General features: G+C 57.3%; 27 protein-coding genes. 11 read left to right on the top strand and 16 right to left on the bottom strand.

The features are described 5' to 3' along the window. Positions 1-94: 94 nt before the first annotated feature. Together ACOI6Z_RS00135 and ACOI6Z_RS00130 are read left to right on the top strand one after the other, a co-directional pair. The gene (locus ACOI6Z_RS00135; RefSeq protein ID WP_023290664.1) at positions 95-943 is read left to right on the top strand and encodes a MurR/RpiR family transcriptional regulator; all 849 of its coding nucleotides are present in this window, start codon (positions 95-97) and stop codon (positions 941-943) included. Between the two features lie 56 nt (positions 944-999). Next, a complete protein-coding gene (locus ACOI6Z_RS00130; protein ID WP_023290665.1) occupies positions 1,000-1,260 on the top strand; it encodes a YfhL family 4Fe-4S dicluster ferredoxin in 261 nt (86 codons plus the stop codon). A gap of 12 nt (positions 1,261-1,272) precedes the next feature. On the opposite strand, the gene acpS is transcribed toward ACOI6Z_RS00130, so the two are convergent. The 12 genes from acpS to rseD all read right to left on the bottom strand — a co-directional run bounded on the left by acpS (position 1,273) and on the right by rseD (position 10,734). Then, entirely contained in the window at positions 1,273-1,653 is a 381-nt protein-coding gene (acpS, locus tag ACOI6Z_RS00125) for a holo-ACP synthase (RefSeq protein ID WP_004201835.1), read from the bottom strand. Beyond that, entirely contained in the window at positions 1,653-2,384 is a 732-nt protein-coding gene (gene pdxJ / locus ACOI6Z_RS00120) for a pyridoxine 5'-phosphate synthase (protein ID WP_023290666.1), read from the bottom strand. The genes acpS and pdxJ overlap by 1 nt, the downstream gene beginning before the upstream one ends. A gap of 11 nt (positions 2,385-2,395) precedes the next feature. Continuing rightward, on the bottom strand, positions 2,396-3,133 hold the full coding sequence (recO, locus tag ACOI6Z_RS00115) for a DNA repair protein RecO (protein ID WP_002914062.1): 738 nt from the start codon (positions 3,131-3,133) through the stop codon (positions 2,396-2,398). A gap of 11 nt (positions 3,134-3,144) precedes the next feature. Continuing rightward, complete coding sequence (era, locus tag ACOI6Z_RS00110) at positions 3,145-4,050, bottom strand: GTPase Era (protein ID WP_023290667.1); 906 nt, start codon at positions 4,048-4,050, stop codon at positions 3,145-3,147. Next, a complete protein-coding gene (gene rnc / locus ACOI6Z_RS00105) occupies positions 4,047-4,727 on the bottom strand; it encodes a ribonuclease III (RefSeq protein ID WP_002914065.1) in 681 nt (226 codons plus the stop codon). The genes era and rnc overlap by 4 nt, the downstream gene beginning before the upstream one ends. A gap of 249 nt (positions 4,728-4,976) precedes the next feature. Next, positions 4,977-5,951, bottom strand: a complete 975-nt coding sequence (gene lepB / locus ACOI6Z_RS00100) for a signal peptidase I (RefSeq protein ID WP_004201827.1) — start codon at positions 5,949-5,951, stop codon at positions 4,977-4,979. Positions 5,952-5,966: 15 nt separating this feature from the next. Beyond that, positions 5,967-7,766, bottom strand: coding sequence for a translation elongation factor 4 (lepA, locus tag ACOI6Z_RS00095; protein ID WP_023290668.1), 1,800 nt, complete (start codon positions 7,764-7,766; stop codon positions 5,967-5,969). Between the two features lie 185 nt (positions 7,767-7,951). Next, positions 7,952-8,431: a SoxR-reducing system protein RseC gene (gene rseC / locus ACOI6Z_RS00090; protein ID WP_004201822.1), complete on the bottom strand. Its 480-nt coding sequence runs from the start codon at positions 8,429-8,431 to the stop codon at positions 7,952-7,954. After that, complete coding sequence (gene rseB, locus ACOI6Z_RS00085) at positions 8,428-9,384, bottom strand: sigma-E factor regulatory protein RseB (RefSeq protein ID WP_004201821.1); 957 nt, start codon at positions 9,382-9,384, stop codon at positions 8,428-8,430. Before rseB ends, rseC begins: the two co-directional genes overlap by 4 nt. Next, positions 9,384-10,034: an anti-sigma-E factor RseA gene (gene rseA / locus ACOI6Z_RS00080; protein WP_032453736.1), complete on the bottom strand. Its 651-nt coding sequence runs from the start codon at positions 10,032-10,034 to the stop codon at positions 9,384-9,386. Before rseA ends, rseB begins: the two co-directional genes overlap by 1 nt. A gap of 32 nt (positions 10,035-10,066) precedes the next feature. Then, a complete protein-coding gene (gene rpoE / locus ACOI6Z_RS00075) occupies positions 10,067-10,642 on the bottom strand; it encodes an RNA polymerase sigma factor RpoE (protein WP_002914074.1) in 576 nt (191 codons plus the stop codon). After that, on the bottom strand, positions 10,639-10,734 hold the full coding sequence (rseD, locus tag ACOI6Z_RS00070) for a rpoE leader peptide RseD (protein WP_223822583.1): 96 nt from the start codon (positions 10,732-10,734) through the stop codon (positions 10,639-10,641). Before rseD ends, rpoE begins: the two co-directional genes overlap by 4 nt. 328 nt (positions 10,735-11,062) lie before the next feature. On the opposite strand from rseD, the gene nadB reads away from it, so the two are divergent. Then, on the top strand, positions 11,063-12,682 hold the full coding sequence (gene nadB / locus ACOI6Z_RS00065; protein WP_023290670.1) for an L-aspartate oxidase: 1,620 nt from the start codon (positions 11,063-11,065) through the stop codon (positions 12,680-12,682). On the opposite strand, the gene trmN is transcribed toward nadB, so the two are convergent. Continuing rightward, positions 12,667-13,404 (bottom strand): tRNA(1)(Val) (adenine(37)-N(6))-methyltransferase TrmN, encoded by a 738-nt coding sequence (gene trmN / locus ACOI6Z_RS00060; RefSeq protein ID WP_049013876.1) that lies wholly within the window; start codon positions 13,402-13,404, stop codon positions 12,667-12,669. The two genes, nadB and trmN, sit on opposite strands and share 16 nt — an antisense overlap. A gap of 132 nt (positions 13,405-13,536) precedes the next feature. On the opposite strand from trmN, the gene srmB reads away from it, so the two are divergent. Next, a complete protein-coding gene (gene srmB, locus ACOI6Z_RS00055; protein ID WP_032453738.1) occupies positions 13,537-14,868 on the top strand; it encodes an ATP-dependent RNA helicase SrmB in 1,332 nt (443 codons plus the stop codon). A 45-nt stretch (positions 14,869-14,913) separates the two neighbouring features. Here srmB and grcA read toward each other — a convergent pair whose 3' ends face one another. Then, on the bottom strand, positions 14,914-15,297 hold the full coding sequence (gene grcA / locus ACOI6Z_RS00050) for an autonomous glycyl radical cofactor GrcA (RefSeq protein ID WP_002914084.1): 384 nt from the start codon (positions 15,295-15,297) through the stop codon (positions 14,914-14,916). A gap of 311 nt (positions 15,298-15,608) precedes the next feature. Between grcA and ung the strand changes: the two genes are divergently transcribed. Continuing rightward, positions 15,609-16,298 (top strand): uracil-DNA glycosylase, encoded by a 690-nt coding sequence (gene ung, locus ACOI6Z_RS00045; protein ID WP_023290673.1) that lies wholly within the window; start codon positions 15,609-15,611, stop codon positions 16,296-16,298. A 55-nt stretch (positions 16,299-16,353) separates the two neighbouring features. Here the strand turns inward: ung and ACOI6Z_RS00040 are convergent, their stop codons facing one another. Then, a complete protein-coding gene (locus ACOI6Z_RS00040; RefSeq protein ID WP_060590192.1) occupies positions 16,354-17,439 on the bottom strand; it encodes a tRNA/rRNA methyltransferase in 1,086 nt (361 codons plus the stop codon). A gap of 203 nt (positions 17,440-17,642) precedes the next feature. Between ACOI6Z_RS00040 and trxC the strand changes: the two genes are divergently transcribed. From trxC to ACOI6Z_RS00015, 5 genes are all read left to right on the top strand, one after another. Then, positions 17,643-18,068, top strand: coding sequence for a thioredoxin TrxC (gene trxC / locus ACOI6Z_RS00035; RefSeq protein ID WP_002914091.1), 426 nt, complete (start codon positions 17,643-17,645; stop codon positions 18,066-18,068). 69 nt (positions 18,069-18,137) lie between these two features. Further along, positions 18,138-18,836 carry a tRNA-uridine aminocarboxypropyltransferase gene (gene tapT, locus ACOI6Z_RS00030; protein WP_050533275.1) on the top strand — a complete coding sequence of 233 codons (699 nt, stop codon included), beginning with the start codon at positions 18,138-18,140 and terminating at the stop codon, positions 18,834-18,836. 34 nt (positions 18,837-18,870) lie between these two features. After that, positions 18,871-21,522, top strand: coding sequence for a bifunctional acetate--CoA ligase family protein/GNAT family N-acetyltransferase (locus tag ACOI6Z_RS00025; protein ID WP_044524371.1), 2,652 nt, complete (start codon positions 18,871-18,873; stop codon positions 21,520-21,522). A gap of 120 nt (positions 21,523-21,642) precedes the next feature. Further along, positions 21,643-22,998, top strand: coding sequence for a CDP-diacylglycerol--serine O-phosphatidyltransferase (pssA, locus tag ACOI6Z_RS00020; RefSeq protein WP_023290677.1), 1,356 nt, complete (start codon positions 21,643-21,645; stop codon positions 22,996-22,998). Between the two features lie 41 nt (positions 22,999-23,039). Continuing rightward, positions 23,040-23,363, top strand: a complete 324-nt coding sequence (locus ACOI6Z_RS00015) for a YfiM family lipoprotein (RefSeq protein ID WP_101991365.1) — start codon at positions 23,040-23,042, stop codon at positions 23,361-23,363. Between the two features lie 3 nt (positions 23,364-23,366). On the opposite strand, the gene ACOI6Z_RS00010 is transcribed toward ACOI6Z_RS00015, so the two are convergent. Beyond that, entirely contained in the window at positions 23,367-24,665 is a 1,299-nt protein-coding gene (locus ACOI6Z_RS00010; RefSeq protein ID WP_023290679.1) for an MFS transporter, read from the bottom strand. 80 nt (positions 24,666-24,745) lie between these two features. Here ACOI6Z_RS00010 and ACOI6Z_RS00005 point away from each other — a divergent pair, with 80 nt between their 5' ends. Beyond that, positions 24,746-25,054 carry a hypothetical protein gene (locus ACOI6Z_RS00005; protein WP_410039842.1) on the top strand — a complete coding sequence of 103 codons (309 nt, stop codon included), beginning with the start codon at positions 24,746-24,748 and terminating at the stop codon, positions 25,052-25,054. Positions 25,055-25,087 lie beyond the last annotated feature (33 nt).

Here is a 25,087-nt window from a genome sequence, read left to right as displayed (position 1 = left end):
ATTGTGGCTTATGAATTTTTAATTCGTGGTATACCCCTTATAATCGAATAAAAATTCTGTCAGACACGAGCCGGACGGCTCCAGCGGAGCTCCAATGAACTGTTTAACGCGTATTCGTCAGCGCTATCCCACCCTGGCGGCGAGCGACAAAAAGTTGGCCGATTTTATTCTGAGCCAACCCGATGACACCCGGCACCTCAGCTCGCAACAGCTGGCGGTGGAAGCCGGTGTGAGTCAGTCCAGCGTGGTTAAATTTGCCCAGAAACTGGGGTTCAAAGGCTTTCCGGCGCTGAAGCTGGCGCTGAGTGAAGCGCTGGCCAGCAGCCCGGATCCGCACTCCGTTCCGGTACATAACCACATTCGCGGTGACGACCCGCTGCGTCTGGTGGGCGAGAAACTCATTAAAGACAATGTCGCCGCCATGCATGCCTCGCTGGACGTCAACACTGAAGAGACGCTGCGGGAAGCCGTCACGCTGCTGCGCAACGCCCGGCGGGTGATCGTCACCGGGATTGGCGCGTCCGGCCTGGTAGCGCGTAACTTTAGCTGGAAGCTGATGAAGATCGGCGTTAATGCTGTTTCGGAGCAGGATATGCACGCCCTGCTGGCGACGGTGCAGGCCATGTCCAGCGACGATCTGCTGCTGGCGATCTCTTACTCCGGCGAGCGTCGGGAGATCAATATGGCGGCCGGTGAAGCGCTGCGCGTGGGCTCCAGGATCCTGGCGATCACCGGCTTTAGCCCTAACGCTCTGCAGCAGCAGGCGACCCACTGCCTGTACACCATCGCCGAAGAGCAGGCGACGCGCAGCGCGGCCATCTCTTCCACCAGCGCGCAAATGATGCTCACCGACCTGCTGTTTATGGGGCTGGTGCAGCAGGATCTGGAGCGGGCGCCGGAGCGCATTCGCCATAGCGAAGCGCTGGTGAAAAAGCTGGTCTGAGCAGAAAATGGGCGTATAATGCCCGCCCTGTTTGTGTTGTTTCTGAGATTTTCCTGATGGCGCTGTTAATTACCAAAAAATGCATCAACTGCGATATGTGCGAGCCGGAGTGCCCTAATGAGGCCATTTCGATGGGTGACAGCATTTATGAAATTAACAGCGACCGCTGCACCGAATGCGTGGGCCATTACGACACGCCCACCTGCCAGAAGGTGTGCCCGATCCCAAATACCATTCTGAAAGATCCGGCACACGTCGAGAATGAAGAACAGCTGTGGGATAAATTCGTCCTGATGCACCACGCGGATAAAATTTAACCGCTTCCCGGCTTAGCTTTCGACAATCACCGTGGCGCAGGCGTAATGGCGCTCATCGGCGAGCGTGACATGAATATGGCTCACCCCCAGTCGTTCCGCCAGCCGTTGCGCCTCACCCCATAGCCGCAGCTTCGGCTTGCCCAGCTCATCGTTGTAAACTTCGAACTGATTAAAGGCCAACCCGTTGCGGATCCCGGTCCCCAGCGCTTTCGCCGCCGCTTCCTTGACCGCAAAGCGTTTCGCCAGGAAACGCACCGGCTGCTGGTGCTGCTCCCAGATGCTCCATTCATGGTCGCTCAGCACCCGGCGGGCAAGGCGATCGCCGCTGCGGGCGATCACCGCCTCGATGCGGGCGATCTCGACGATGTCGGTACCCAGCCCGAGGATGGCCATTAGCCGCGCGCTTCCAGCATCAGACGTTTCATTTCCGCCACCGCCTCTTTCAGGCCGCTCATTACCGCCCGGCCAATAATCGCGTGGCCGATATTCAGCTCATGCATTTCCGGCAGCGCAGCAATCGCTTTCACGTTGTGATAGGTCAGACCGTGACCCGCATTGACCTTCAGGCCGAGGCTGGCGGCGTAAGTGGCCGCTTTGGCAATACGTTCCAGCTCCTTCGCCTGCTCGGCGTCGGTTTTAGCATCGGCATAGCAGCCGGTGTGGATTTCGATATAGGGCGCGCCAACGTCAGCTGCCGCTTTGATCTGCGCTTCATCCGCATCGATAAACAGGGAGACCTGGATGCCAGCATCCGCCAGGCGTTGACAGGCATCACGCATCTTGTCGCGCTGGCCGGCCACGTCCAGTCCGCCTTCGGTGGTCACTTCCTGACGCTTCTCCGGCACCAGGCAGCAGAAATGCGGTTTGGTTTCGCAGGCGATCGTCAGCATCTCTTCGGTGACCGCCATTTCAAGGTTCATGCGGGTGTGCAGCGTCTGGCGCAGGATACGCACATCGCGATCGGTGATATGGCGGCGGTCTTCGCGCAGATGCACGGTTATGCCGTCGGCGCCGGCCTGTTCGGCAATGAAAGCCGCCTGAACCGGATCCGGGTAAGCGGTGCCGCGGGCGTTACGCAAGGTCGCGATATGGTCAATATTGACCCCTAACAGTAATTCAGCCATGACAATCCTCGTTAATCATTATTCGTATTATCCGCTCGCGCCTTTCGCGCGGGCATAAACTGGCGAAACAATTCCCGGCTCTTGAGCGGTTTGCCGCCGAGATAGGGCTTCAGGGCGATACGGGTAAAGCGCTTTGCGGCGCGCAACGTATCAACATCAGGAAACTCGCGACTCGCCAACGCTTTCAAATGGTGCCCGGTAAACGTGTTGTTATCAATCACCAGGCTGGCAATAAAGCCTTTTTCTTCGCGATAGCGGTAGGTCATGGTGTCGTCCACCGGCTCGCCGCTCCCGGCACAGTGGAGAAAATCCACGCCATAGCCCAGGTGTCCGAGCAGCGCCAGCTCAAAGCGCCGCAGCGCAGGCTCCGGCGAGCCGCTGGCCCCGGCGAGCGCCTGAATGCAGTGCAGATAGTCAAAAAAGAGTTCGGAGAAGCGCGTTTCGTGCTCAAGCACACGGGAGATAAGCTCGTTAACGTAAAGACCGCTGTAGAGGGTGATGCCGCTGAGCGGCAGCGCCAGCGAGACAGCTTCCGCGCTGCGCAGGGTTTTGACTTCGCCGCGGCCGCCGAAGCGAACCAGCAAGGGGGTAAAGGGCTGTAAAGCGCCTTTAAGATTCGAGCGTTTGGAGCGTGCGCCTTTGGCAACCAGGCGCACGCGACCGGATTCTTCCGTGAAGACGTCCAGCATCAGGCTGGTTTCGCTCCACGGTCGGCTATGCAGGACAAAGGCGCGCTGCCATCCATCCACGTTGCGTTAACTCAGAGGTCGTCAACATAACCGAGACTGCGCAGGGCGCGCTCGTCATCGGCCCAGCCGGATTTCACTTTGACCCACAGCTCGAGGTGGACCGGCGCTTCAAACATCTCCTGCATGTCCTTACGCGCTTCGATGCCGATGGTTTTGATTTTGGCGCCTTTGTTGCCAATCACCATCTTCTTCTGCCCTTCACGCTCGACAAGGATCAGGCCGTTGATGTCGTAACCGCCGCGCTCGTTGGTCACGAAACGTTCGATTTCCACGGTGACGGAGTACGGTAGCTCAGCGCCGAGGAAACGCATCAGTTTTTCACGGATGATTTCGGAAGCCATAAAGCGCTGAGAACGATCGGTAATATAATCTTCCGGGAAGTGGTGGATCGCTTCCGGCAGATGCTTACGCACGATCGACGCGATGGTGTCGACGTTGGTCCCCGTTTCCGCCGACATCGGCACGATATCGAGGAAGTTCATCTGGCTGGCGAGGAACTGCAGATGCGGTAACAGATCCGCTTTTTCCTGCACGTTATCCACTTTGTTGACCGCGAGGATCACCGGCGCTTTCGCGTCGCGCAGCTTGTTGAGCACCATCTCGTCGTCCTGCGTCCAGCGAGTGCCTTCCACCACGAAGATGACCAGCTCAACATCGCCAATAGAGCTGCTGGCCGCTTTGTTCATTAAGCGGTTAATGGCGCGCTTTTCTTCCATATGCAGGCCCGGAGTATCGACGTAAATCGCCTGATACGGCCCTTCGGTATGGATGCCGACGATGCGGTGACGGGTAGTCTGCGCTTTACGGGAGGTGATCGAGATCTTCTGCCCAAGCAGCTTATTCAACAGCGTGGATTTGCCAACGTTTGGACGACCCACGATGGCGACAAACCCACAATAACTTTTTTCTTCGCTCATTCCAGCTCCAGCTTTTTCAGCGCCTGTTCGGCGGCAGCCTGCTCCGCCTTACGACGGCTGGAACCTGTGCCAACCACCGGTTCACTCAGGCCACTGACCTGGCAGTGGATAGTAAATTCCTGATCGTGCGCTTCGCCGCGCACCTGGACTACCAGGTAGGACGGCAGCGGCAGATGACGACCCTGCAGATACTCCTGCAGACGCGTCTTCGGATCCTTTTGCTTATCGCCCGGGCTGATTTCGTCCAGACGAGTCTGGTACCAGGAGAGGATTAAGCGTTCAACGTTCTGAATATCGCTGTCGAGGAAAACCCCGCCAATTAACGCTTCAACGGTGTCCGCGAGAATCGATTCACGACGGAAACCGCCGCTTTTCAGTTCGCCCGGCCCGAGGCGCAAGCATTCGCCCAGTTCAAACTCGCGGGCGATTTCCGCCAGCGTGTTGCCGCGCACCAGCGTCGCGCGCATACGGCTCATGTCGCCTTCATCCACGCGAGGAAAGCGATGATACAGCGCATTAGCGATCACGAAACTTAAAATGGAGTCGCCTAAAAATTCCAGGCGCTCATTATGTTTGCTGCTGGCACTGCGGTGAGTTAATGCCTGTTGCAACAGCTCCTGATGATGAAAAGTGTAGCCCAGCTTTCGTTGAAGCCGATTAATTACGATGGGGTTCATGCGTTACCAATAAATGAATGCGTCAAACATGCAGCACACGAAACCGACCTGAGCATACGCTTCAAACAGTAAGTTGAAACAGACCAATACGCTTTCGTGTGCAGTGTCACCCGGCAGAGCGACAACCAAAAACTTCGGGGGGATATTCTATACGCAACGACACGGGATGTCGTTAGTTTGAATGGATTTAAATACTAAATAATTCGCGCCGCTGCGATAACAGCAGCGGCGTGAATTCAGCAGATGAAATTAATGAATTCCACCAATGCGCGATAACCGCACGCCGGTCGGCCATTCACCTTCCTGCTTTTCAAAACTCATCCAGATAGCGGTGGCCTTCCCGACCAGGTTTGCTTCCGGCACAAAGCCCCAGTAACGGCTGTCGGCGCTGTTATCCCGGTTGTCGCCCATCATGAAGTACTGACCCGGCGGCACAATCCAGGTGGCCAGCGGCAGACCGCTCTGATGGTAATACATGCCAGCCTGATCCTGAGCAATCGGCACCATCAGAATACGATGCGTGACGTCGCCCAGCGTCTCCTGACGCTCGGTGAGGCGAATGCCGTCGGCTTTGGTTTCGCCCTTCGGCAGCTGCCAGAAACCGCTGCTCGCTTCGCCGCCGTTGCTGCGGGAGAAGGTCTGAACGAAATCGCTCGGCTCCACGTTGGAGTAAGTCACCGGCAGCGCGTTGCCGCAGGCCTGTCCGGAGCTGCAGCCCGGCTGAATAGTGACCTGCTTGGCAATCGGATCGTAGGTGACTTTATCCCCCGGGAGCCCCACCGCGCGCTTGATGTAGTCCAGGCGCGGGTCTTCCGGATATTTAAACACCACGATGTCGCCGCGCTTCGGATGACCCGTCTCGATCAGCGTTTTCTGGTAGATAGGATCTTTAATGCCGTAGGCAAATTTCTCCACCAGGATGAAATCGCCAATCAGCAGAGTCGGCATCATCGAACCTGACGGGATCTGGAACGGCTCATAAATGAATGAACGTACCACCAGAACGATCGCCAGCACCGGGAAAACCGATGCGCCGGTTTCCAGCCAGCCCGGTTTCGGGCCGACTTTCTTCAACGTCTTTTTGTCCAGCTGCTCGCCGGTCGCTGCCTGAGCAGCGGCCTGACGCTCACGACGTTTCGGTGCAAAAATGAACTTGTCCAGGCACCATAAAACGCCCGTCACCAGGGTTGCAATCACCAGGATCAGGGCAAACATGTTCGCCATGCCAACTCCTTAGGGTTATTTGCCGTCTTTACCAACGTGCAGAATGGCGAGGAACGCTTCCTGCGGCAGTTCAACGTTACCGACCTGCTTCATACGCTTCTTACCTTCTTTCTGCTTCTGCAGCAGCTTTTTCTTACGGCTGACGTCACCGCCGTAGCATTTCGCCAGCACGTTTTTACGCAGCTGTTTCACGGTAGAGCGCGCGATGATGTGGTTGCCGATGGCCGCCTGAATCGCGATGTCGAACTGTTGACGCGGAATAAGATCTTTCATCTTTTCCACCAGCTCGCGGCCGCGATACGGCGCGTTATCATTGTGGGTGATCAGCGCCAGCGCATCGACGCGCTCGCCGTTGATCAGCACATCGACGCGTACCATGTTCGACGCCTGGAAGCGTTTGAAGTTGTAGTCCAGCGACGCATAGCCGCGGGAGGTAGACTTCAGACGGTCGAAGAAGTCGAGCACCACTTCCGCCATCGGGATTTCGTAGGTCAGCGCCACCTGTTTACCGTGGTAAACCATGTTGGTCTGCACGCCGCGCTTCTCCACGCACAGGGTGATCACGTTGCCGAGGAACTCCTGCGGCAGCAGCATGTGACACTCGGCGATCGGCTCACGCAGCTCCTGAATATTATTCAGCGGCGGCAGCTTGGACGGGCTGTCGACGTAGATAACTTCTTTGGAGGTGGTCTCCACTTCGTAAACTACCGTCGGCGCGGTGGTGATCAGGTCAAGATCGTATTCACGCTCCAGACGCTCCTGAATGATCTCCATGTGCAGCAGGCCGAGGAAGCCGCAGCGGAAGCCGAAGCCCAGCGCGGTAGAACTTTCCGGCTCGTAGAATAGAGAGGCGTCGTTGAGGCTCAGTTTGCCCAGCGCGTCGCGGAAAGCTTCATAATCATCGGAGCTCACCGGGAACAGGCCGGCATACACCTGCGGTTTCACCTTCTTAAAGCCAGGCAGCGCTTTGTCTGCCGGGTTGCGGGCGGCGGTCAGGGTATCGCCCACCGGCGCGCCAAGGATGTCTTTGATCGCGCAGACCAGCCAGCCTACCTCGCCGCATTTCAGCTCGGTACGGTCAACCTGTTTCGGGGTGAAGATGCCCAGACGGTCGGCGTTATAGACCTGGCCGGTGCTCATGACCTTGATCTTGTCGCCCTTGCGCATGGTGCCGTTTTTAATTCGTACCAGCGACACCACGCCGAGGTAGTTATCGAACCAGGAGTCGATAATCAGCGCCTGCAGCGGCGCGTCCGGATCGCCTTCCGGCGGCGGAATATCGCGCACCAGACGCTCCAGCACCTCGGTCACGCCGACGCCGGTTTTCGCCGAGCAGCGCACCGCGTCGTGGGCGTCGATCCCGACGATATCTTCAATTTCGTCCGCTACGCGCTCAGGGTCGGCCGCAGGCAGGTCGATCTTGTTGAGTACCGGAACGACCTCCAGGTCCATCTCCATCGCGGTGTAGCAGTTGGCCAGGGTCTGGGCTTCTACGCCCTGCCCGGCGTCAACCACCAGCAGCGCGCCTTCGCACGCGGCGAGGGAACGGGAAACTTCATAAGAGAAGTCCACGTGGCCCGGGGTGTCGATAAAGTTCAGCTGATAGGTCTCACCGTCGTTGGCCTTATAGTCCAGGGTGACGCTCTGCGCCTTGATGGTGATCCCGCGTTCGCGCTCAAGATCCATGGAGTCCAGAACCTGGGCTTCCATTTCACGATCAGAAAGGCCACCGCAAATCTGGATGATACGGTCAGACAGCGTCGACTTACCGTGGTCGATGTGAGCGATGATCGAAAAGTTACGTATATTCTTCATATTTAGAGTTAATTATGCCTTACGAGTATCATGAGGCCGCTGTACTGTGCCTGACGTTTTTTAATCCGAAAACGCCGCATTCTACACTACATCCTTGAAACCAGGAAATGCTGTTAGATCCAGCATAACCGCAGAAATTGTGGCGTTGTAACAGGAAGGGTAAATAAAGATAAGGGCCAGTGAAATCACTGACCCATGTCGGAGGAAGGCGTTTCGATACGCACCAGATCCGGCGGCAACGCGACGCTCAGAATCACCGGCTGCCACGACTGGCGCGCTGCCAGCTGCGGCGACAGACCGCGCGCCACCAGAAACCCGCCGACGCCGCCCAGCAGCGCGCCGCACAGCGAAGCGATATCGCTGGCAAACAGCACCTGGAAGATCGACGCCATCACAAACAGACCCACCAGCGGCGCCATGTAGACCAACAGCGCCGAACCCAGCAGACTGCTCTCGGCGATCCCCAGCTCCACTTTTTGCCCCGCCGTCAACGGCTGCTCGCAGGGCACGCTGATGGTATGGCTGGTCTGCGGCCCCAGCTTGTTTAATACCCGGCTGCCGCAGCCGGCGCGGGAGGCGCAACTGCTGCAGGAGGCTTTAACGTCGCAGTGCACCTGCGCCACGCCGTTATGCCAGGAAACCACGGTGGCCCACTCTTTGATCATTGTACTGCCTTGAATTTAATGCTGTCTGAGATACGCTTCGCCGTCTGCGGCGGCAGTTCGCCCACCACGGTGATCTCCGCGTTATCGCGTACCGTCGTGCTGACGGTGCGTCGGCCGGTGCGCAACAGCTGGTCGCTGCTGGCCGCGGTGGCGCGGTTGATATTGATCGAGAAGCTGAACAAGCCGTCGGAATAGAGACGTGATTCTACCGGACCATCAAAGGTGGGCAGACGACGCTGGCTGCTGGAGACCTCAGTCATGCCCTGAGGGAGCCACGTTGGCGCCCAGTTGAAGTTGGCTTTGTCGCCCCCTTCAGGCACCGACAGCTGCGGCGGCAAATTCGCTTTCGCCAGCGTCTCCATGCTGGCGCTGACGTTATCGCCAACGTTGAAAGAGACGACCCGGAACTGCTCCAGCGTTTCACCGTCGCGGTCGAGCAAATCGACGCGCAGCGGCAGCTTGGTCTCAGCGTCCAGCCAGGCGATAAAGCTATAGCGCGTGCCGTCGCGAGCCACGACGCGGATCACGTCGCAGAGGCGGTCGGCGATACGGGTACGGCCCACGGAGATAAAATCATAGGCTGCGCTGAGACGTTTGAAATCGCTGTAAACCAACGACGGCAGTGAATCGACGATATAGTCGCCGTTCAGGGTGAACGGATCGAGGCCGGGTTCAAAATAGCTGATTTCCGTACCGCGCAGGACCACTTCCCGGCGCGGACCGTCCAGCTGCAGAAGCTGCGCCAGCGGTTGATTGTTCAGTCGCGCGTGACGATAGCGCAGCGACTCAACGCCTTGTTTGCTGATGCTGACGAAAGACAGCTCATAATTGAGGGACTGGCTGGCCAGGTTCATCTGCTGCAACAACGCCCCGGACGATGTATCAGCCGAGGCGTTGACAGAGAACAACAGACTGCCTGCCATGAGCGACATGGCACACCAAAGTTGCTTCATTACTGCGATTGCGTTCCTAAAGTTTGATAACCCGGCACCTGGACTGCGGCCTGCTGAGTCTGGGCCTGGCCAAACTGAAGCTGCTCAGCGTGCAGGCGGCGCTGCAGTTCGTAGTCCTGCAGCATGGCGTTAATCCGCCGACGCTGTTCCTGGACCTGAGCCTGCTGGCCGCTACCTGCTGATACGTCAGCCGGTACGCCAAGGCTTACCGGGCTCGCTTTACCCATCATCGGCAGCGTATTGAACACCGGCGCCTCTGGCTGCTGAGCGGCATCAGACTGCCCATTATAGTGCTGGACGCCGACGATAACCGCAAGCGATACGCAGGCGGCAACGCCCATCTGGGTCAGTGAGCTGGCCCACGGACGCACTTTGTTCCAGAACGGCATCTGCCGCCACTGGTGCGGTGCGGGCTGAGATTCAGGAATAAGCGGCGCCGTCTGACGAACGGGCTCATTTTCAATGGCGGCCATCACCCGGGCGGAGATATCAAATTGCAGCACCTCTGCGGTATCGCCACGCAGCGTATCGCGGATAAGGTGATAACTCTCCCAGGTTTTTTGCATCTCAGAAGAACGACTCAGCTCGTTGAGCAGTTCGTTATCCAGCGTTTCACCATCCATTAAAGCCGAAAGTTTTTCTTTCTGCATGCCTGATACCCTTTTCCAGTATTCCGCTATCGTCAACGCCTGATAAGCGGTTGAACTTTATTATCAATAGCTTCTCGCGCCCGGAAGATACGCGAACGCACCGTCCCAACCGGACAATCCATGATAGCGGCTATCTCTTCATAGCTTAGGCCATCCAGCTCCCGTAACGTAATTGCCATGCGTAAATCTTCCGGAAGCGATTCAATGGTACGAAAAACTATTTGTCTCAGTTCTTCTGACAACATTAAGTTCTCAGGGTTCGAAATTTCTTTCAACGCCCCGCCGCTTTCGAAGTTTTCCGCCTCGTTAGCGTCAACATCGCTGGACGGCGGACGGCGTCCCTGAGCAACCAGATAATTCTTCGCCGTATTGACGGCGATACGGTATAACCAGGTGTAAAAAGCGCTATCTCCCCGGAAAGAGTCCAGCGCACGCCATGCCTTAACGAACGATTCCTGAACGACGTCAGCGATATCGCCCGGCGGTACATAGCGGGAAACCAGGCTCGCGACCTTATGCTGATAGCGCACTACCAGCAAATTAAACGCTTTCTGATCTCCTTTCTGGACCCGTTCAACAAGGACCTGATCCGTTAACTGCTCGCTCATCCGAGGTAATGTCTCCCCAAACCCAATTCCCATGCGTCTTCAAAACACCACCCAAAATCTGCATTATGAGCAAGCTGACTCTTGGAGTGTATGAAAACAATAAAGTTCCGTTACGCTTTTGTTTTTTGTCTGGCAACGGCGGCAGATCGTTATCAATCATTATATGCCCAGGTTGCTAAACGATAGGTTAGTCAATAAGAAAAAGCGCAGGCCCGTCTGAAGGGTATCGTAACACGGCGTTTATTTCACTATAAAATCCAATGCTATCAACCTGCCACGCGTCTCATTTTCGCCGTGCTCCAGACCGTTTCTGCTCGTCTGCTGTTTAGCCGTCACAACGCCAGTTAAAAAAAATTGTACGATTCCTCACGAGCTGGTGCTATTGTGAGCTAAATGTGTTTAGTAAATTAAACAAAGACGATGAATACCACTCCTGACTTCTCTTGTGATGTGTTGATTATCGGCAGCGGCGCTGCCGGCCTCTCTCTTGCGCTGCGCCTTGCAGAGCACAGTTCGGTGACGGTGTTGAGCAAAGGGCCGATCAGCGAAGGTTCGACGTTCTATGCGCAGGGCGGGATTGCCGCCGTCTTCGACGAGACCGACAGTATTGAATCCCATGTCGAAGATACCCTGATCGCCGGCGCAGGGTTATGCGATCGCCATGCGGTCACCTTCGTCGCCAGCAACGCCAGGCCATGCGTCCAGTGGCTTATCGATCAGGGCGTATTGTTTGATACCCAGGTCCAGGCCAATGGCGAAGAGAGCTATCATCTCACGCGCGAAGGGGGCCACAGCCATCGGCGCATTCTTCACGCCGCCGACGCTACCGGCAAAGCGGTGGAGACGACGCTGGTCGATAAAGCCCTCGCCCATCCCAATATCCGCATCCTTGAGCGCAGCAATGCCGTCGACTTGATCGTATCGGATAAGATTGGCCTGCCGGGCACGCGCCGGGTGGTCGGGGCATGGATCTGGAACCGCAATAAAGAGCGCGTGGAAACCTGCAGCGCGAAGGCGGTGGTGCTCGCCACCGGCGGAGCCGCCAAGGTTTATCAATACACCACTAACCCCGACGTCTCTTCCGGAGACGGTATCGCGATGGCCTGGCGGGCGGGCTGCCGGGTGGCGAATCTGGAATTCAACCAATTTCACCCCACCGCGCTGTATCATCCGCAGGCGCGCAATTTCCTGCTGACCGAAGCGCTGCGCGGCGAAGGCGCCCACCTTAAACGCCCGGACGGCACCCGCTTTATGCCGGACTTTGACGAACGCGGCGAGCTGGCCCCACGCGATATCGTCGCCCGCGCCATCGATCATGAGATGAAGCGCCTTGGCGTTGACTGTATGTTCCTTGATATCAGCCATAAACCCGAGGCGTTTGTTCGCCAGCACTTCCCGATGATTTACGAAAAGCTGCTCGGTCTGGGAATTGATTTAACCAAAGATCCGGTACCGGTCGTCCCTGCCGCGCATTACACCTGCGGCGGCGTGATGGTGGATGATAATGGCCGCACCGACGTCGATGGGTTATACGCCATCGGCGAAGTCAGCTATACCGGGCTGCACGGCGCGAACCGTATGGCCTCGAACTCGCTGCTGGAGTGTCTGGTTTACGGCTGGTCCGCCGCAGAAGATATTGCCCGTCGCCTGCCGCTGGCCCAGAAGGTCAGCACCCTGCCGGCGTGGGATGAAAGTCAGGTGGAGATCCCGGATGAACTGGTGGTTATCCAACATAACTGGCACGAGCTGCGCCTGCTGATGTGGGATTACGTGGGGATTGTGCGCACCACCCGCAGGCTGGAGCGCGCCCTGCGGCGCATTACCATGCTGCAGCAGGAGCTGGATGAGTATTACGCCCGCTTCCGCGTCTCGAATAATCTGCTGGAGCTGCGCAATCTGGTGCAGGTGGCGGAACTTATCGTACGCTGCGCGATGTTGCGCAAAGAGAGCCGGGGACTGCATTACACCCTTGACTATCCGCAGCCGCTGCCGAACAGCGGTCCGTCGATATTGTCGCCCCTGGCTCACATAAAGAGATAAAAATCCTCGGTCAGAGCGGTAAAGCCTTCTGAATACTGCTGCTCTGGCCCGCGGATCGCCAGCCTGTCGCTGAAACACTCCCCCGCCGTCGGGGAGAAAGCCAGCAGCACCCGATGCGGCGGCCGCAGCTCGGTCTCCGCCACGTCAGTGCGCAGTCGCAGGTGCCAGCCCATCGCGGTTGCCCGTTCGATAAACGCATTACCGATATCGACCGGCAGCACCACGCAAAAAAAGCCTTCTTCGGTGATATGCTCAGCGGCACAGGTCAGCAGAGAAGCGTGATCGAGCGTCGTGGTATACCGCGCCTGCTCCCGCTGCGAGGTGGCGCAAGGCACCCCTTCCGCAAAAAAGGGCGGGTTACTGATTATCAGTTGATAGCGTCGGGTCTGCGGCGGCTGCCACTGATGGATATCGGCCTGACAGACCTCAACCCGCGAAGCCCATGGCGACGCAAGGGCATTTTCCTGCGCCTGGGCGGCGGCCTCCTCATCCAGTTCGACCGCATCGACACGCACATCATCGCCGGTACGCTGCGCGAGCATTAGCGCCAGCAGGCCGCTGCCGGCGCCAATATCCAGCACATGTTTCACCCCGGCAATCGGCGCCCAGGCGCCGAGCAAAATGCCGTCGGTACCCACCTTCATCGCGCAACGATCGTGGGCGACAAAAAACTGTTTGAAGGTAAAACCATTGCGCGGCAGCGCAAACTTCGACTGAGACATCCTCAATAACCTTGCCGACAAAAAACTCCTGAACGTAAGGCTATGCACAATACCGGAGAACAGATAGCCTTACAAACAGATGAACATTACGTCAGTAACGTCTATAATCGGCGGCCCACTCAGAGGTAGAACATGACTGTAACGACTTTTTCCGAACTTGAACTCGACGAAAACCTGCTGGAAGCCCTCCAGGATAAAGGTTTCACTCGCCCGACAGCCATTCAGGCCGCCGCTATTCCGCCTGCGCTCGATGGCCGTGACATTCTCGGTTCAGCGCCGACCGGCACCGGTAAAACGGCGGCGTATCTGCTGCCAGCGTTGCAGCACCTGCTCGATTTCCCGCGTAAGAAATCCGGCCCGCCGCGTATTCTTATCCTGACGCCGACCCGTGAGCTGGCGATGCAGGTGGCTGACCACGCCCGCGAGCTGGCGAAGCATACCCATCTGGATATCGCCACCATTACCGGCGGCGTAGCCTACATGAACCACGCGGAAGTGTTCAGCGAAAACCAGGACATCGTGGTCGCCACCACTGGTCGCCTGCTGCAGTATATAAAAGAAGAGAACTTCGACTGCCGCGCCGTCGAGACCCTGATCCTCGATGAAGCCGACCGCATGCTGGACATGGGCTTTGCGCAGGATATCGAAACCATCGCTGGTGAAACCCGCTGGCGCAAGCAGACCATGCTGTTCTCCGCGACGCTGGAAGGCGATGCGATCAAAGACTTCGCTGAGCGCCTGCTGGAAGAGCCGGTTGAAGTTTCCGCTACCCCGTCGACTCGCGAGCGTAAGAAAATCCATCAATGGTACTATCGCGCGGACGATATCGAACATAAGACCAGGCTGCTGGTGAATCTGCTGCAACAGCCGGAAGCTACCCGCGCTATCGTCTTTGTGCGCAAGCGCGAGCGCGTGCATGAGTTGGCCAACTGGCTGCGTGAAGCGGGGATTAACACCTGCTGGCTGGAAGGCGAGATGGTGCAGGCCAAGCGTAACGAAGCCATTAAGCGTCTGACCGACGGCCGCGTAAACGTGCTGATCGCCACCGACGTCGCCGCCCGCGGTATCGATATTCCGGACGTCAGCCACGTCTTTAACTTCGATATGCCGCGCACCGCCGACATCTATCTGCACCGTATCGGTCGTACCGGCCGTGCAGGTAAGAAAGGCACCGCGATTTCGCTGGTTGAAGCGCACGATCACCTGCTGCTGGGCAAGATCGGCCGCTACGTTGAAGAACCGCTGAAAGCTCGCGTGATTGATGAATTGCGACCCAAAACCCGCGCGCCAAGCGAGAAGTTGACCGGTAAGCCATCGAAGAAAGTGCTGGCGAAACGCGCCGAGAAAAAAGAGAAAGAAAAAGAGAAGCCGCGGGTGAAGAAGCGCCACCGCGATACGAAAAATATCGGTAAGCGCCGGAAGCCAAGCGCGACCGGGACGCCATCAGCGTCCAGCGAAGAGTAAAAAAAACGCCGGGATATCCCGGCGTTTTCACATCTGGCGTTAGCCTTACAGGCTTTCGGTAAAGGTACGAGCGATAACGTCGCGCTGCTGTTCCGGAGTCAGGGAGTTGAAGCGTACCGCGTAGCCGGAAACACGAATGGTCAGCTGCGGGTATTTTTCCGGATGCTCAACCGCGTCCAGCAGGGTTTCGCGACGCAGCACGTTAACGTTCAGGTGCTGACCGCCTTCCACGCGAACTTCTGGTTTCACGTCTACCGGGATTTCACGGTATTCGATTTCACCCAGTTTGCTGACCGCCACCACGTCATCTTCCGCAAAACCACCTTTGGCGCACAGGCAACGCGCTTCGCCTTTTTCGCTATCCAGCAGCCAGAAAGAGTTCAGCAGGTCGTCGTTTGCCGCTTTAGTAATTTGGATACCAGTAATCATTTGATGCCTCCCAGGCAGTGTTTATTCGATTTTGGCCTCTTCGCGGCCAATTGGTAAAACCATTGTTGTATGAGTGTATATATATCAGCCGCACCCTCGGCATTCTTTGATGTAAATCAATAAAAACCACTCACTCTAAGTGGGTATGCAAGGATTTTATTGTTTTACATCAAGTTACGCCATAAGCCGCTATAAATAATTTTGTAAATTTTCAATTTTTTTTGCATAAAGGCCCGCGTCAAGCCGTGCCGATTTTGTTCTGTAGAAAGAAGCCGTTAAGCTATAGCGATGACCCTTTGCAGGAGAGCAAGATGACCACCCCTTTAACCTGGCATGACGTGCTGGCGGATGAAAAGCAACAACCCTATTTTCTCAATACTCTGAAGACCGTCGCCGAAGAGCGCCAGTCCGGGATCACCATCTATCCACCGCAAAAAGATGTCTTTAATGCGTTTCGCTTTACCGAACTGGGCGATGTCAAAGTCGTCATTCTCGGTCAGGACCCCTATCACGGCCCGGGGCAAGCCCACGGTCTGGCGTTCTCGGTTCGCCCGGGCGTCGCAATCCCGCCCTCGCTGCTGAATATGTACAAAGAGCTGGAGGCCACTATCCCTGGCTTTACCCGCCCTACCCATGGTTACCTGGAAAGCTGGGCGCGCCAGGGGGTGCTCCTGCTTAATACGGTCCTGACCGTCCGCGCCGGGCAGGCGCACTCGCACGCCAGCCTCGGCTGGGAGACGTTTACCGATAAGGTAATCGCCTTAATCAATGAGCACTGCGAGGGGGTGGTCTTTCTGCTGTGGGGCTCCCATGCGCAGAAGAAAGGCGCGATTATCGATCGCCAGCGCCACTGCGTACTGAAGGCGCCGCACCCTTCACCGCTCTCCGCGCATCGCGGCTTCTTTGGCAGCAACCATTTCGTGCAAACCAATCAGTGGCTGGCCGATCGCGGCGAAGCGCCGATTGACTGGATGCCGGTCCTTCCCGCCGAAAGCGAGTGATCGACAGCCATAAAAAAAGCCAGCATCAGCTGGCTTTTGTATTCAGGGACAGGTATTACGCCTTGTTCTGACGCCACCATTCCGCCAGCAGGACGCCGGTCGCCACAGAGACGTTCAGGCTTTCGACATTGCCGGTACCATCGATGGCGACGCTGAGGTCCGCGCTGGAGATGGCTGCATCCGACAGGCCATCGCGCTCCTGGCCTAACACCAGCACCATTTTCTTCGGCAGCTCGGCTTTAAACAGCGGGGTACCATTATGGCTGGAGGTCGAGACAATCGCGTAGCCCGCCTGACGGAACTGATCCAGAGTATCGATGAAGCTGTCGCCGGTGATCGGTTCAACATGTTCCGCACCGCCTTCCGCCGTACGGATCGCCGCGCCGGACTCCAGCACGCCGGCATCCTGAACCACAACACCCTTCACGCCGAAGTGCGCGCAGCTGCGCATGATCGCCCCGAGGTTGTGCGGGTTACCCACGTCCTCCAGCGCCAGAACGCAATCTTCTTCTGCGGCCTTCGCGACCCACTGGGCAACAGAGGTACCGTGGCGTTTTTTGATCAGGAAGCAGACGCCGCCGTGGTGATCGGTCCCGGAGGCTTTCGCCAGCTCGGCTTCATCAACCACATGATAGGCTTTACGGTTAGCCGCCATCCAGCGCAGCGCCTCTTTAAAGCGCGGCGTCACGCTCTGGATAAACCAGGCGCGGACAATGGCTTCCGGGCGGCTCAGGAACAGGGCCTGACAGGCGTTTTCACCATACACGCGGGTCTCTTCCGCACGCTGGCGACGCAGTACTTCCGGATCGATAAAGCTCTTCCCGCTGATCCCGCCATGATCCTCTTTTACCGGCGTCTCATCGCCAGGAGCGCGAGAAACGGTACGCCACGGGGACGCATCGTCACGATTAAAATCATCGCGCTTGCGCTCATCACGCTTGCGGTCATCGCGTTTACGATCGTCACCGCGGCTGTTTCGTTCGTCACGCGCAGGGCGGCTGCGGCCGTCAACACGAGATTTTCCTGGACGACCTCCCCCTTTCCCGGTACGTGGGTTATGGGTGCGTTTGTCAGAATCATCATCACTGCGGACATACATCACTTTGACCTTGCCGCTTTTATTTTTCAGTTCGTCGCTCATCAATTTTCTCCACCTGCGCTGCGCGAAGCGCGCAGATTACCCGATGTGTCATCGCTTCGCCATGATTTCGTTTAAAAGACGGCCTCTATTGCACTCATCGAACAAAACGCATTGTCCTTAAATAACACTTAATCGATAATATGTAACATCACAGAAACATATCGGCCACGTGCCACGTTGCAACCCATAACCAGAGGTTAGTTATGAATACCGTTTGTGCCAGTTGTCAGGCTCTGAACCGCCTCCCGGACGATCGTAGCGCGGATGGCGCAAAGTGCGGACGCTGCGGTCACGATCTTTTTGATGGCGACGTCATCAACGCGACCGGGGCAACGCTGGATAAACTCTTAAAGGACGATCTGCCGGTCGTTGTCGATTTCTGGGCGCCATGGTGCGGTCCCTGCCGCAGCTTCGCGCCGATCTTTGAAGACGTCGCGGAAGAGCGTAGCGGGAAGATGCGTTTTGTAAAAGTTAACACCGAAGCGGAACGTGAGCTTAGCGCACGGTTTCGTATCCGCAGCATCCCGACCATTATGATGTTCAAAAATGGCGAAGTGATCGACATGCTCAATGGCGCGGTGCCAAAAGCGCCATTTGATAGCTGGCTAAACGAAGCCGGACAGCAGTAATCCTTCCGGGGCACCGCTTGTGCCCCGTTTTCGCCTCTGCGACAATAGCGTTTTTCACTAACGACTCCCATGACTGATAACGCTGTCCTTCGCCTGCGCGCCGAACGTCTCGCGCGAGCCACCCGCCCTTTCCTTGCTCGCGGCAACCGCATCCGCCGCTGCCAGCGCTGTCTGCTGCCGCTCAAGCAGTGCCTGTGCGCCACGTTAACGCCGGCGCAGGCTACCAGCCGTTTCTGCCTGGTGATGTTTGATACGGAGCCGATGAAGCCCAGCAACACCGGCCGGCTCATCGCCGATATTCTGCCGAATACCGAGGCTTATCAATGGTCGAGAACCGAGCCGCCGCAGGGGCTGCTCGATCTGGTCGCCCATCCCGATTACCAGCCGGTGGTGGTGTTCCCCGCCTCCTACGCCGCACCGGAGCGCCAGGTCCTGAGCGCGCCACCGTCCGGCAAACCGCCGCTGTTTATCATGCTCGATGGCACCTGGACCGAAGCGCGTAAAATGTTCCGTAAGAGCCCTTATCTGGACGCGCTGCCGATCATCTCCGTCGATCTGTCGCGCATCTCAGCCTACCATCTGCGCGAGGCGCACGCCGACGGACAATATTGTACCGCGGAAGTGGCCATCGCCCTGCTGGATCTGGCGGGCGATGCGCCGGCCGCCGCAGCGCTTGGCGAACACTTCACCCGCTTCCGGACCCGCTACCTGGCGGGAAAAACCCAGCATAAGGGCAGTATCACAGCGGGCCAGGCGGAAAACGTTTAAAATCATTCGGTCACTGGGATGAAAGGAGACCGGTATGAGCCAACGAGGCCTGGAAGCGCTGCTGCGACCAAAATCCATCGCCGTTATTGGCGCATCAATGAAGCCGCAGCGCGCTGGCTATCTCATGATGCGCAACCTGCTAGCCGGCGGCTTCAATGGCCCGGTACTGCCGGTGACCCCCGCCTGGAAGGCGGTGCTTGGGGTGCTGGCGTGGCCCACCATTGAGAAGCTGCCGTTTACGCCGGATCTGGCGGTGCTTTGTACCAACGCGCGACGTAATCTCGAGTTGCTCGAAGCCCTGGGGCAGAAAGGCTGCAAGACCTGCATCATCCTCTCTTCGCAGCCGGAACAGTATCCGGCGCTGCTCGAATGCGCTGCGCGCTATCAGATGCGCCTGCTCGGCCCAAACAGCCTGGGGCTGCTGGCGCCGTGGCAAGGCCTGAACGCCAGCTTTTCGCCGGTCGCGATCCACCGCGGTAAACTGGCCTTTATCTCGCAGTCGGCCGCCGTCTCCAACACCATCCTTGACTGGGCGCAACAGCGCGAGATGGGGTTTTCCTACTTCATCGCGCTGGGCGATAGCCTGGATATAGATGTCGATGACCTGTTGGACTTTCTGGCCCGCGACAGCAAAACCAGCGCCATTTTGCTTTACCTTGAGCATCTCAGCGACGCGCGCCGGTTTGTCTCCGCCGCGCGCAGCGCCTCGCGAAACAAGCCAATCCTGGTGATCAAAAGCGGCCGTAGTCCCGCGGCGCAGAAACTGTTGCACGTCAATTCAGGGATGGATCCGGCATGGGATGCGGCCATCCAGCGTGCTGGTCTGCTGCGGGTCCAGGATACCCATGAGCTGTTCTCCGCCGTAGAAACCCTGAGCCATATGCGCCCGCTGCGCGGTGAAAAACTGATGATCGTCAGCAACGGCGCGGCGCCGGCGGCGCTGGCGCTGGATGAGCTTTGGTTGCGTAACGGTAAGCTGGCGACCCTCAGCGAGGAGACGCGCGGCGCCCTGCGCCAGGCGCTGCCGGGCGGCGTTGAGATCGCCAACCCACTGGATCTACGCGATGACGCCAGCAGCGAACACTATCAGCGGGCGGTGAACATTCTGCTTAACAGTCAGGACTACGACGCGCTGCTGGTGATCCACTCGCCCAGCGCCGCCGCGCCGGGCACCGAGAGCGCCCTGGCGCTGATAGACGCCCTGAAGCACCATCCGCGTGGCAAATATGTCACCGTGCTGACCAACTGGTGCGGCGAATTCTCTTCCCAGGAGGCGCGACGGCTGTTCAGCGATGCCGGCCTTCCCACCTACCGTACGCCGGAGGGCACCATCACCGCCTTTATGCATATGGTCGAGTACCGCCGTAACCAGAAACAGCTGCGCGAGACTCCAGTGCTGCCGGACTCGTTAACCGCCAATACCAGCGAAGCGCATGCTCTGCTCCAGCAAGCGATAGATGACGGCGCCACCACGCTGGATACCCACGAGGTCAGCCCGGTGCTCCGGGCCTACGGTATCCACACACTGCCAACCTGGATCGCCGCTGACAGCGCGGAAGCGGTGCATATCGCTGAGCAGATAGGCTATCCGGTTGCGTTGAAGCTGCGTTCCCCGGATATTCCGCACAAATCAGAAGTACAGGGGGTCATGTTGTATCTGCGTACCGCGGCAGAAGTACAGCAGGCAGCGGATGCGATGATCGATCGCGTCAGGCTGGCCTGGCCCCAGGCGCGCATTCATGGCCTGCTGGTGCAGAGTATGGCCAATCGCGCCGGCGCCCAGGAACTGAGAGTGGTGGTTGAGCACGATCCCCTCTTCGGCCCGTTGATTATGTTGGGCGAAGGCGGCGTGGAGTGGCGGGCCGAGGACCAGGCCGCTGTGGCGCTGCCGCCGCTGAATATGAACCTGGCGCGTTATCTGGTGATCCAGGCGATCAAAAATAAGAAGATCCGCGGCCGCAGCGCATTGCGACCGCTGGATATCGCAGGCTTAAGCCAGCTGCTGGTTCAAGTCTCGAACCTGATCGTCGACTGCCCGGAGATCCAGCGGCTGGATATTCATCCCTTGCTCGCCTCCGGCAACGAGTTTACGGCGCTGGACGTTACCCTGGGGCTTGCTCCCTTTAGCGGCGACAGTGAAAGCCGTCTCGCTATTCGTCCCTATCCGCACCAGCTGGAGGAGTGGGTGGTGATGAAAAATGGCGATCGCTGTCTGTTCCGGCCGATCCTTCCGGAAGATGAACCGCAGTTGCTCGCGTTTATCGCTCAGGTCACCAAAGAAGATCTCTATTATCGCTATTTTAGTGAGATCAACGAATTTACCCATGACGACTTAGCCAATATGACCCAGATCGACTACGATCGTGAAATGGCGTTCGTCGCCGTCAGGACCACCGCGGAACAGAGCGAGATCCTCGGCGTGACGCGGGCGATCTCCGACCCTGACAATATTGATGCCGAGTTTGCTGTGCTGGTCCGTTCAGATTTGAAAGGGTTAGGCCTGGGGCGAAGGCTGCTGGAAAAGCTGATCGCCTATACGCAAAGCCATGGCCTGCAACGGCTGAATGGGATTACGATGCCGAATAACCGAGGCATGATCGGCCTCGCCAGAAAGCTGGGATTCACCGTTGATATTCAGCTGGAAGATGGGATTGTCAGTCTGTCGCTGCCCCTGAATCAGGGATAATCGCGCGACGCTGACCGCAATTGTTGACCACATTAGCGGGTAGTAATGGTATTATTGCCCGCTTACGTCGTCTGCATGGTACAGAAGACCCTTCAATAAACAGAGAAGAAACGCACTGTGATGTTGTCAAAATTTAAGCGTAATAAACATCAACAACACCTTGCCCAACTCCCTAAGCTTTCTCAGTCAGTTGATGATGTAGAGTTCTTTTACGCCCCTGCGGATTTCAGGGAAGCGTTACTGACCCGGATTGCCAACGCCACTCAGCGTATATGCATTATTGCGCTCTACCTGGAGCAAGATGATGGCGGAAAAGGAATTTTGCAGGCCCTTTATGACGCCAAACGTCAGCGTCCGCAACTGGATGTTCGCGTCCTCGTTGACTGGCACCGCGCTCAACGTGGCCGTATCGGCGCCGCCGCCTCCAACACCAATGCTGACTGGTATTGTCGGATGGCCAATGAAAATCCGGGCGTAGAGATCCCCGTTTACGGCGTGCCGATTAACACCCGGGAGGCGCTCGGCGTTCTCCATTTCAAAGGCTTTATTATCGATGACTGCGTCCTCTACAGCGGCGCCAGCCTGAACGATGTTTATCTGCATCAGCATGATAAGTACCGCTATGACCGCTATCAGTGCATCCGTAACGGCAAAATGGCGGACGTCATGTTCGACTGGGTCGACAATAATCTGGTTCAGGGACGCGGCGTGAATCGTCTCGACAGACCGGATCGGCCAAAAAGTCCGGAAATCAAAAACGATATTCGCCAGTACCGTCAGGAGCTGCGCGACCGCAGCTACCATTTTGTCGGCACCGCCGGTGACGAAGAACTCTCCGTCACCCCGCTGGTAGGCCTGGGGAAATCCAGCCTGCTGAACAAAACTATCTTTCACCTGATGCCCTGTGCCGAGCACAAGTTAACGATCTGCACCCCCTACTTCAACCTTCCTGCCGTGCTGGTAAGAAATATCATCCAGCTGCTGCGCGACGGTAAACAGGTGGAGATTATTGTCGGCGATAAAACCGCTAACGATTTCTATATTCCGGAAGATCAGCCGTTTAAAATCATCGGCGCGCTTCCTTATCTGTATGAGATCAACCTGCGGCGTTTCCTCAGCCGGCTGCAGTATTATGTGAATACCGATCAGCTGATCGTCCGCCTGTGGAAGGATGACGATAACAGCTACCACCTGAAGGGCATGTGGGTTGACGACGAGTGGATGCTGCTCACCGGCAACAACCTTAACCCGCGCGCCTGGCGACTCGATCTGGAAAATGCCATTTTGATCCACGATCCAAAGCAGCAGCTGGGAGCCATGCGGGAGAAAGAGCTGAAGCTCATCCGCACCCACACCACGGTGGTGAAACATTATCGGGATCTGCAAAGTATTGCCGACTATCCGGTGAAAGTGCGTAAACTGATCCGCCGACTGCGGCGGATCCGCATTGACCGGCTGATCAGCCGTATTCTCTGACAATCAGCCCCGCCTCGACGGGGCTTTTTTCTGGAAGCGCTATGCGTACGATAATCGTGATTGCTTCGCTGATGTTAACGGGCTGCAGCCACATGGCAAATGATGCATGGTCCGGTCAGGACAAAGCCCAGCATTTTCTGGCCTCGGCGATGCTGTCTGCCGCCGGCAATGAATATGCGCAACATCAGGGTTACAGCTGGGACCGCAGCGCTGCTATCGGCCTGATGTTTTCCGTCAGCCTCGGCGCCTCAAAAGAGCTTTGGGACAGCCGCCCGGCAGGCAGCGGCTGGAGCTGGAAGGATTTCGCCTGGGATGTAGCCGGCGCGACCACCGGCTACGCTGTTTGGCAACTGGCGCACCAGTAACGGCTAAAGACGCAGGCCTTTGCCTTTGCGATGCAGCATCAGGGAGACCAGGAAGGCGATGGCCGCCATCACCGTCACGTACCAGTAGAACGCGTGCTCTATCCCCGCCGATTTCAGCGACAGCGCGACATATTCCGCCGAGCCGCCAAACAGGGCATTCGCGACGGCATAGGACAGCCCTACCCCAAGCGCGCGAACCTGCGCCGGGAACATCTCGGCCTTCAGGATGCCGCTGATCGAGGTATAGAAACTGACAATCAGCAAGGCGCAGATCACCAGGCCGAAGGCAGCATAGGGTGAGCTCACTTTTTGCAAGGCGCTCAGGATAGGCACGGTAAATAATGTCGCCAGCACGCCAAAGCACAGCATGGAGGTACGGCGGCCAACTTTATCCGAAAAGGCGCCGAACAGCGGTTGAACCAGCATATAAACGAACAGCGCCGCGGTCATGATCACGCTGGCGGTGCTGGCCGTCATGCCCGCCGTGTTGACCAGATACTTTTGCATATAGGTAGTAAAGGTATAGAAGGTCAGCGATCCGGCGGCAGTAAAGCCCAACACCATCACGAAAGCCCGGCGATTACGCCACAACCCTTTAAATGAGCCAGCCTCTTTCAGCGCCCGGGTCTCCTGCTTCGAGGTTTCGTCCAGCTGGCGACGCAGCCACAGCGCGACGATAGCCAGTACTGCCCCGAGAGCAAAAGGAATACGCCATCCCCAGGCATGCAAATCTTCGTCGCTCAGCACCTGCTGGAGCGCCACGACCACTAATACCGCCAGCAGTTGACCGCCAATTAACGTGACGTACTGGAAAGAGGCATAGAAGCCTTTCTTTCCTTCAATCGCCACTTCACTCATATAGGTCGCGCTGGTGCCATATTCTCCACCGACCGACAGCCCCTGAAACAGACGGGCCAACAGCAGCAGCGCCGGAGCCCAGGTGCCGATGACCGCGTAGCCCGGCAGGCAGGCAATCACCAGTGAACCAAAGCACATCATACAGACCGAAATAAGCATGGAAGCTTTACGTCCGCGGCGGTCGGCGATCCGACCAAACAGCCACCCACCGATAGGACGCATCAGAAATCCGGCGGCGAATACGCCTGCCGTTTGTAAAAGTTGAGTGGTGGTATTTCCGGAGGGAAAGAAGATATGGGCAAAATAGAGCGAGCAGAATGAGTAGACATAAAAATCAAACCACTCAACCAGATTTCCCGAGGAAGCGCCAACAATTGCCCAAATACGACGACGGGTATCGGCCTGCTCCGGCGCGGCCCGTTCGGTAATGCTACTCTCTGTCATTGTTATATTGCTCCAGCAAAGACTGCAGTCTGTCTTGTCGGGCGTACCACGTCACGCAGACAAATTAGTTAGTAAACTAAATGTTATATAATTGTTATATCTTTATATGTGATTGCATTCACATTTTTTTTCGCAAGCACGGTTTTCGCGATCAACGCCAGCGCAGAGGCAAGGAAAAAGTGGATTATGGCGAAGGGTTTGCCATGACGGGGTTTTATGTTGCTTTGAATGAAGATAATGGTGCGGGTATGGCGGGATTTTCCCCGGAGGCGGTGCTGCGCACCTTGTCCGGGCTACGGATCCGTAGCCCCGGTAAGCGCAGCGCCACCGGGGAGATATACCCCACACAGCAAAAAACCCCGCACCTTTCGGGACGGGGTTCTTTTTAAACGCAAAAACAAAAAGCCCGGTCTTTCGACCGG

The sequence above is a fragment of the Klebsiella sp. C239 genome, assembly GCF_048822715.1.
Classification (GTDB): domain Bacteria; phylum Pseudomonadota; class Gammaproteobacteria; order Enterobacterales; family Enterobacteriaceae; genus Klebsiella; species Klebsiella quasipneumoniae.
The sequence above is the reverse complement of the archived record's forward strand: the minus strand, read 5'-3'. Positions and strand labels throughout refer to the sequence as shown.

What these genes read in the sequence shown, in the direction of transcription:
- ACOI6Z_RS00135 (WP_023290664.1), top strand. Translation starts at nt 95, where the DNA reads ATGAACTGTTTAACGCGTATTCGTCAGCGCTATCCCACCCTGGCGGCG.
- ACOI6Z_RS00130 (WP_023290665.1), top strand. Translation starts at nt 1,000, where the DNA reads ATGGCGCTGTTAATTACCAAAAAATGCATCAACTGCGATATGTGCGAG.
- acpS (WP_004201835.1), bottom strand. Translation starts at nt 1,653, where the DNA reads ATGGCCATCCTCGGGCTGGGTACCGACATCGTCGAGATCGCCCGCATC.
- pdxJ (WP_023290666.1), bottom strand. Translation starts at nt 2,384, where the DNA reads ATGGCTGAATTACTGTTAGGGGTCAATATTGACCATATCGCGACCTTG.
- era (WP_023290667.1), bottom strand. Translation starts at nt 4,050, where the DNA reads ATGAGCGAAGAAAAAAGTTATTGTGGGTTTGTCGCCATCGTGGGTCGT.
- rnc (WP_002914065.1), bottom strand. Translation starts at nt 4,727, where the DNA reads ATGAACCCCATCGTAATTAATCGGCTTCAACGAAAGCTGGGCTACACT.
- lepB (WP_004201827.1), bottom strand. Translation starts at nt 5,951, where the DNA reads ATGGCGAACATGTTTGCCCTGATCCTGGTGATTGCAACCCTGGTGACG.
- lepA (WP_023290668.1), bottom strand. Translation starts at nt 7,766, where the DNA reads ATGAAGAATATACGTAACTTTTCGATCATCGCTCACATCGACCACGGT.
- rseC (WP_004201822.1), bottom strand. Translation starts at nt 8,431, where the DNA reads ATGATCAAAGAGTGGGCCACCGTGGTTTCCTGGCATAACGGCGTGGCG.
- rseB (WP_004201821.1), bottom strand. Translation starts at nt 9,384, where the DNA reads ATGAAGCAACTTTGGTGTGCCATGTCGCTCATGGCAGGCAGTCTGTTG.
- rseA (WP_032453736.1), bottom strand. Translation starts at nt 10,034, where the DNA reads ATGCAGAAAGAAAAACTTTCGGCTTTAATGGATGGTGAAACGCTGGAT.
- rpoE (WP_002914074.1), bottom strand. Translation starts at nt 10,642, where the DNA reads ATGAGCGAGCAGTTAACGGATCAGGTCCTTGTTGAACGGGTCCAGAAA.
- nadB (WP_023290670.1), top strand. Translation starts at nt 11,063, where the DNA reads ATGAATACCACTCCTGACTTCTCTTGTGATGTGTTGATTATCGGCAGC.
- trmN (WP_049013876.1), bottom strand. Translation starts at nt 13,404, where the DNA reads ATGTCTCAGTCGAAGTTTGCGCTGCCGCGCAATGGTTTTACCTTCAAA.
- srmB (WP_032453738.1), top strand. Translation starts at nt 13,537, where the DNA reads ATGACTGTAACGACTTTTTCCGAACTTGAACTCGACGAAAACCTGCTG.
- grcA (WP_002914084.1), bottom strand. Translation starts at nt 15,297, where the DNA reads ATGATTACTGGTATCCAAATTACTAAAGCGGCAAACGACGACCTGCTG.
- ung (WP_023290673.1), top strand. Translation starts at nt 15,609, where the DNA reads ATGACCACCCCTTTAACCTGGCATGACGTGCTGGCGGATGAAAAGCAA.
- ACOI6Z_RS00040 (WP_060590192.1), bottom strand. Translation starts at nt 17,439, where the DNA reads ATGAGCGACGAACTGAAAAATAAAAGCGGCAAGGTCAAAGTGATGTAT.
- trxC (WP_002914091.1), top strand. Translation starts at nt 17,643, where the DNA reads ATGAATACCGTTTGTGCCAGTTGTCAGGCTCTGAACCGCCTCCCGGAC.
- tapT (WP_050533275.1), top strand. Translation starts at nt 18,138, where the DNA reads ATGACTGATAACGCTGTCCTTCGCCTGCGCGCCGAACGTCTCGCGCGA.
- ACOI6Z_RS00025 (WP_044524371.1), top strand. Translation starts at nt 18,871, where the DNA reads ATGAGCCAACGAGGCCTGGAAGCGCTGCTGCGACCAAAATCCATCGCC.
- pssA (WP_023290677.1), top strand. Translation starts at nt 21,643, where the DNA reads ATGTTGTCAAAATTTAAGCGTAATAAACATCAACAACACCTTGCCCAA.
- ACOI6Z_RS00015 (WP_101991365.1), top strand. Translation starts at nt 23,040, where the DNA reads ATGCGTACGATAATCGTGATTGCTTCGCTGATGTTAACGGGCTGCAGC.
- ACOI6Z_RS00010 (WP_023290679.1), bottom strand. Translation starts at nt 24,665, where the DNA reads ATGACAGAGAGTAGCATTACCGAACGGGCCGCGCCGGAGCAGGCCGAT.
- ACOI6Z_RS00005 (WP_410039842.1), top strand. Translation starts at nt 24,746, where the DNA reads ATGTTATATAATTGTTATATCTTTATATGTGATTGCATTCACATTTTT.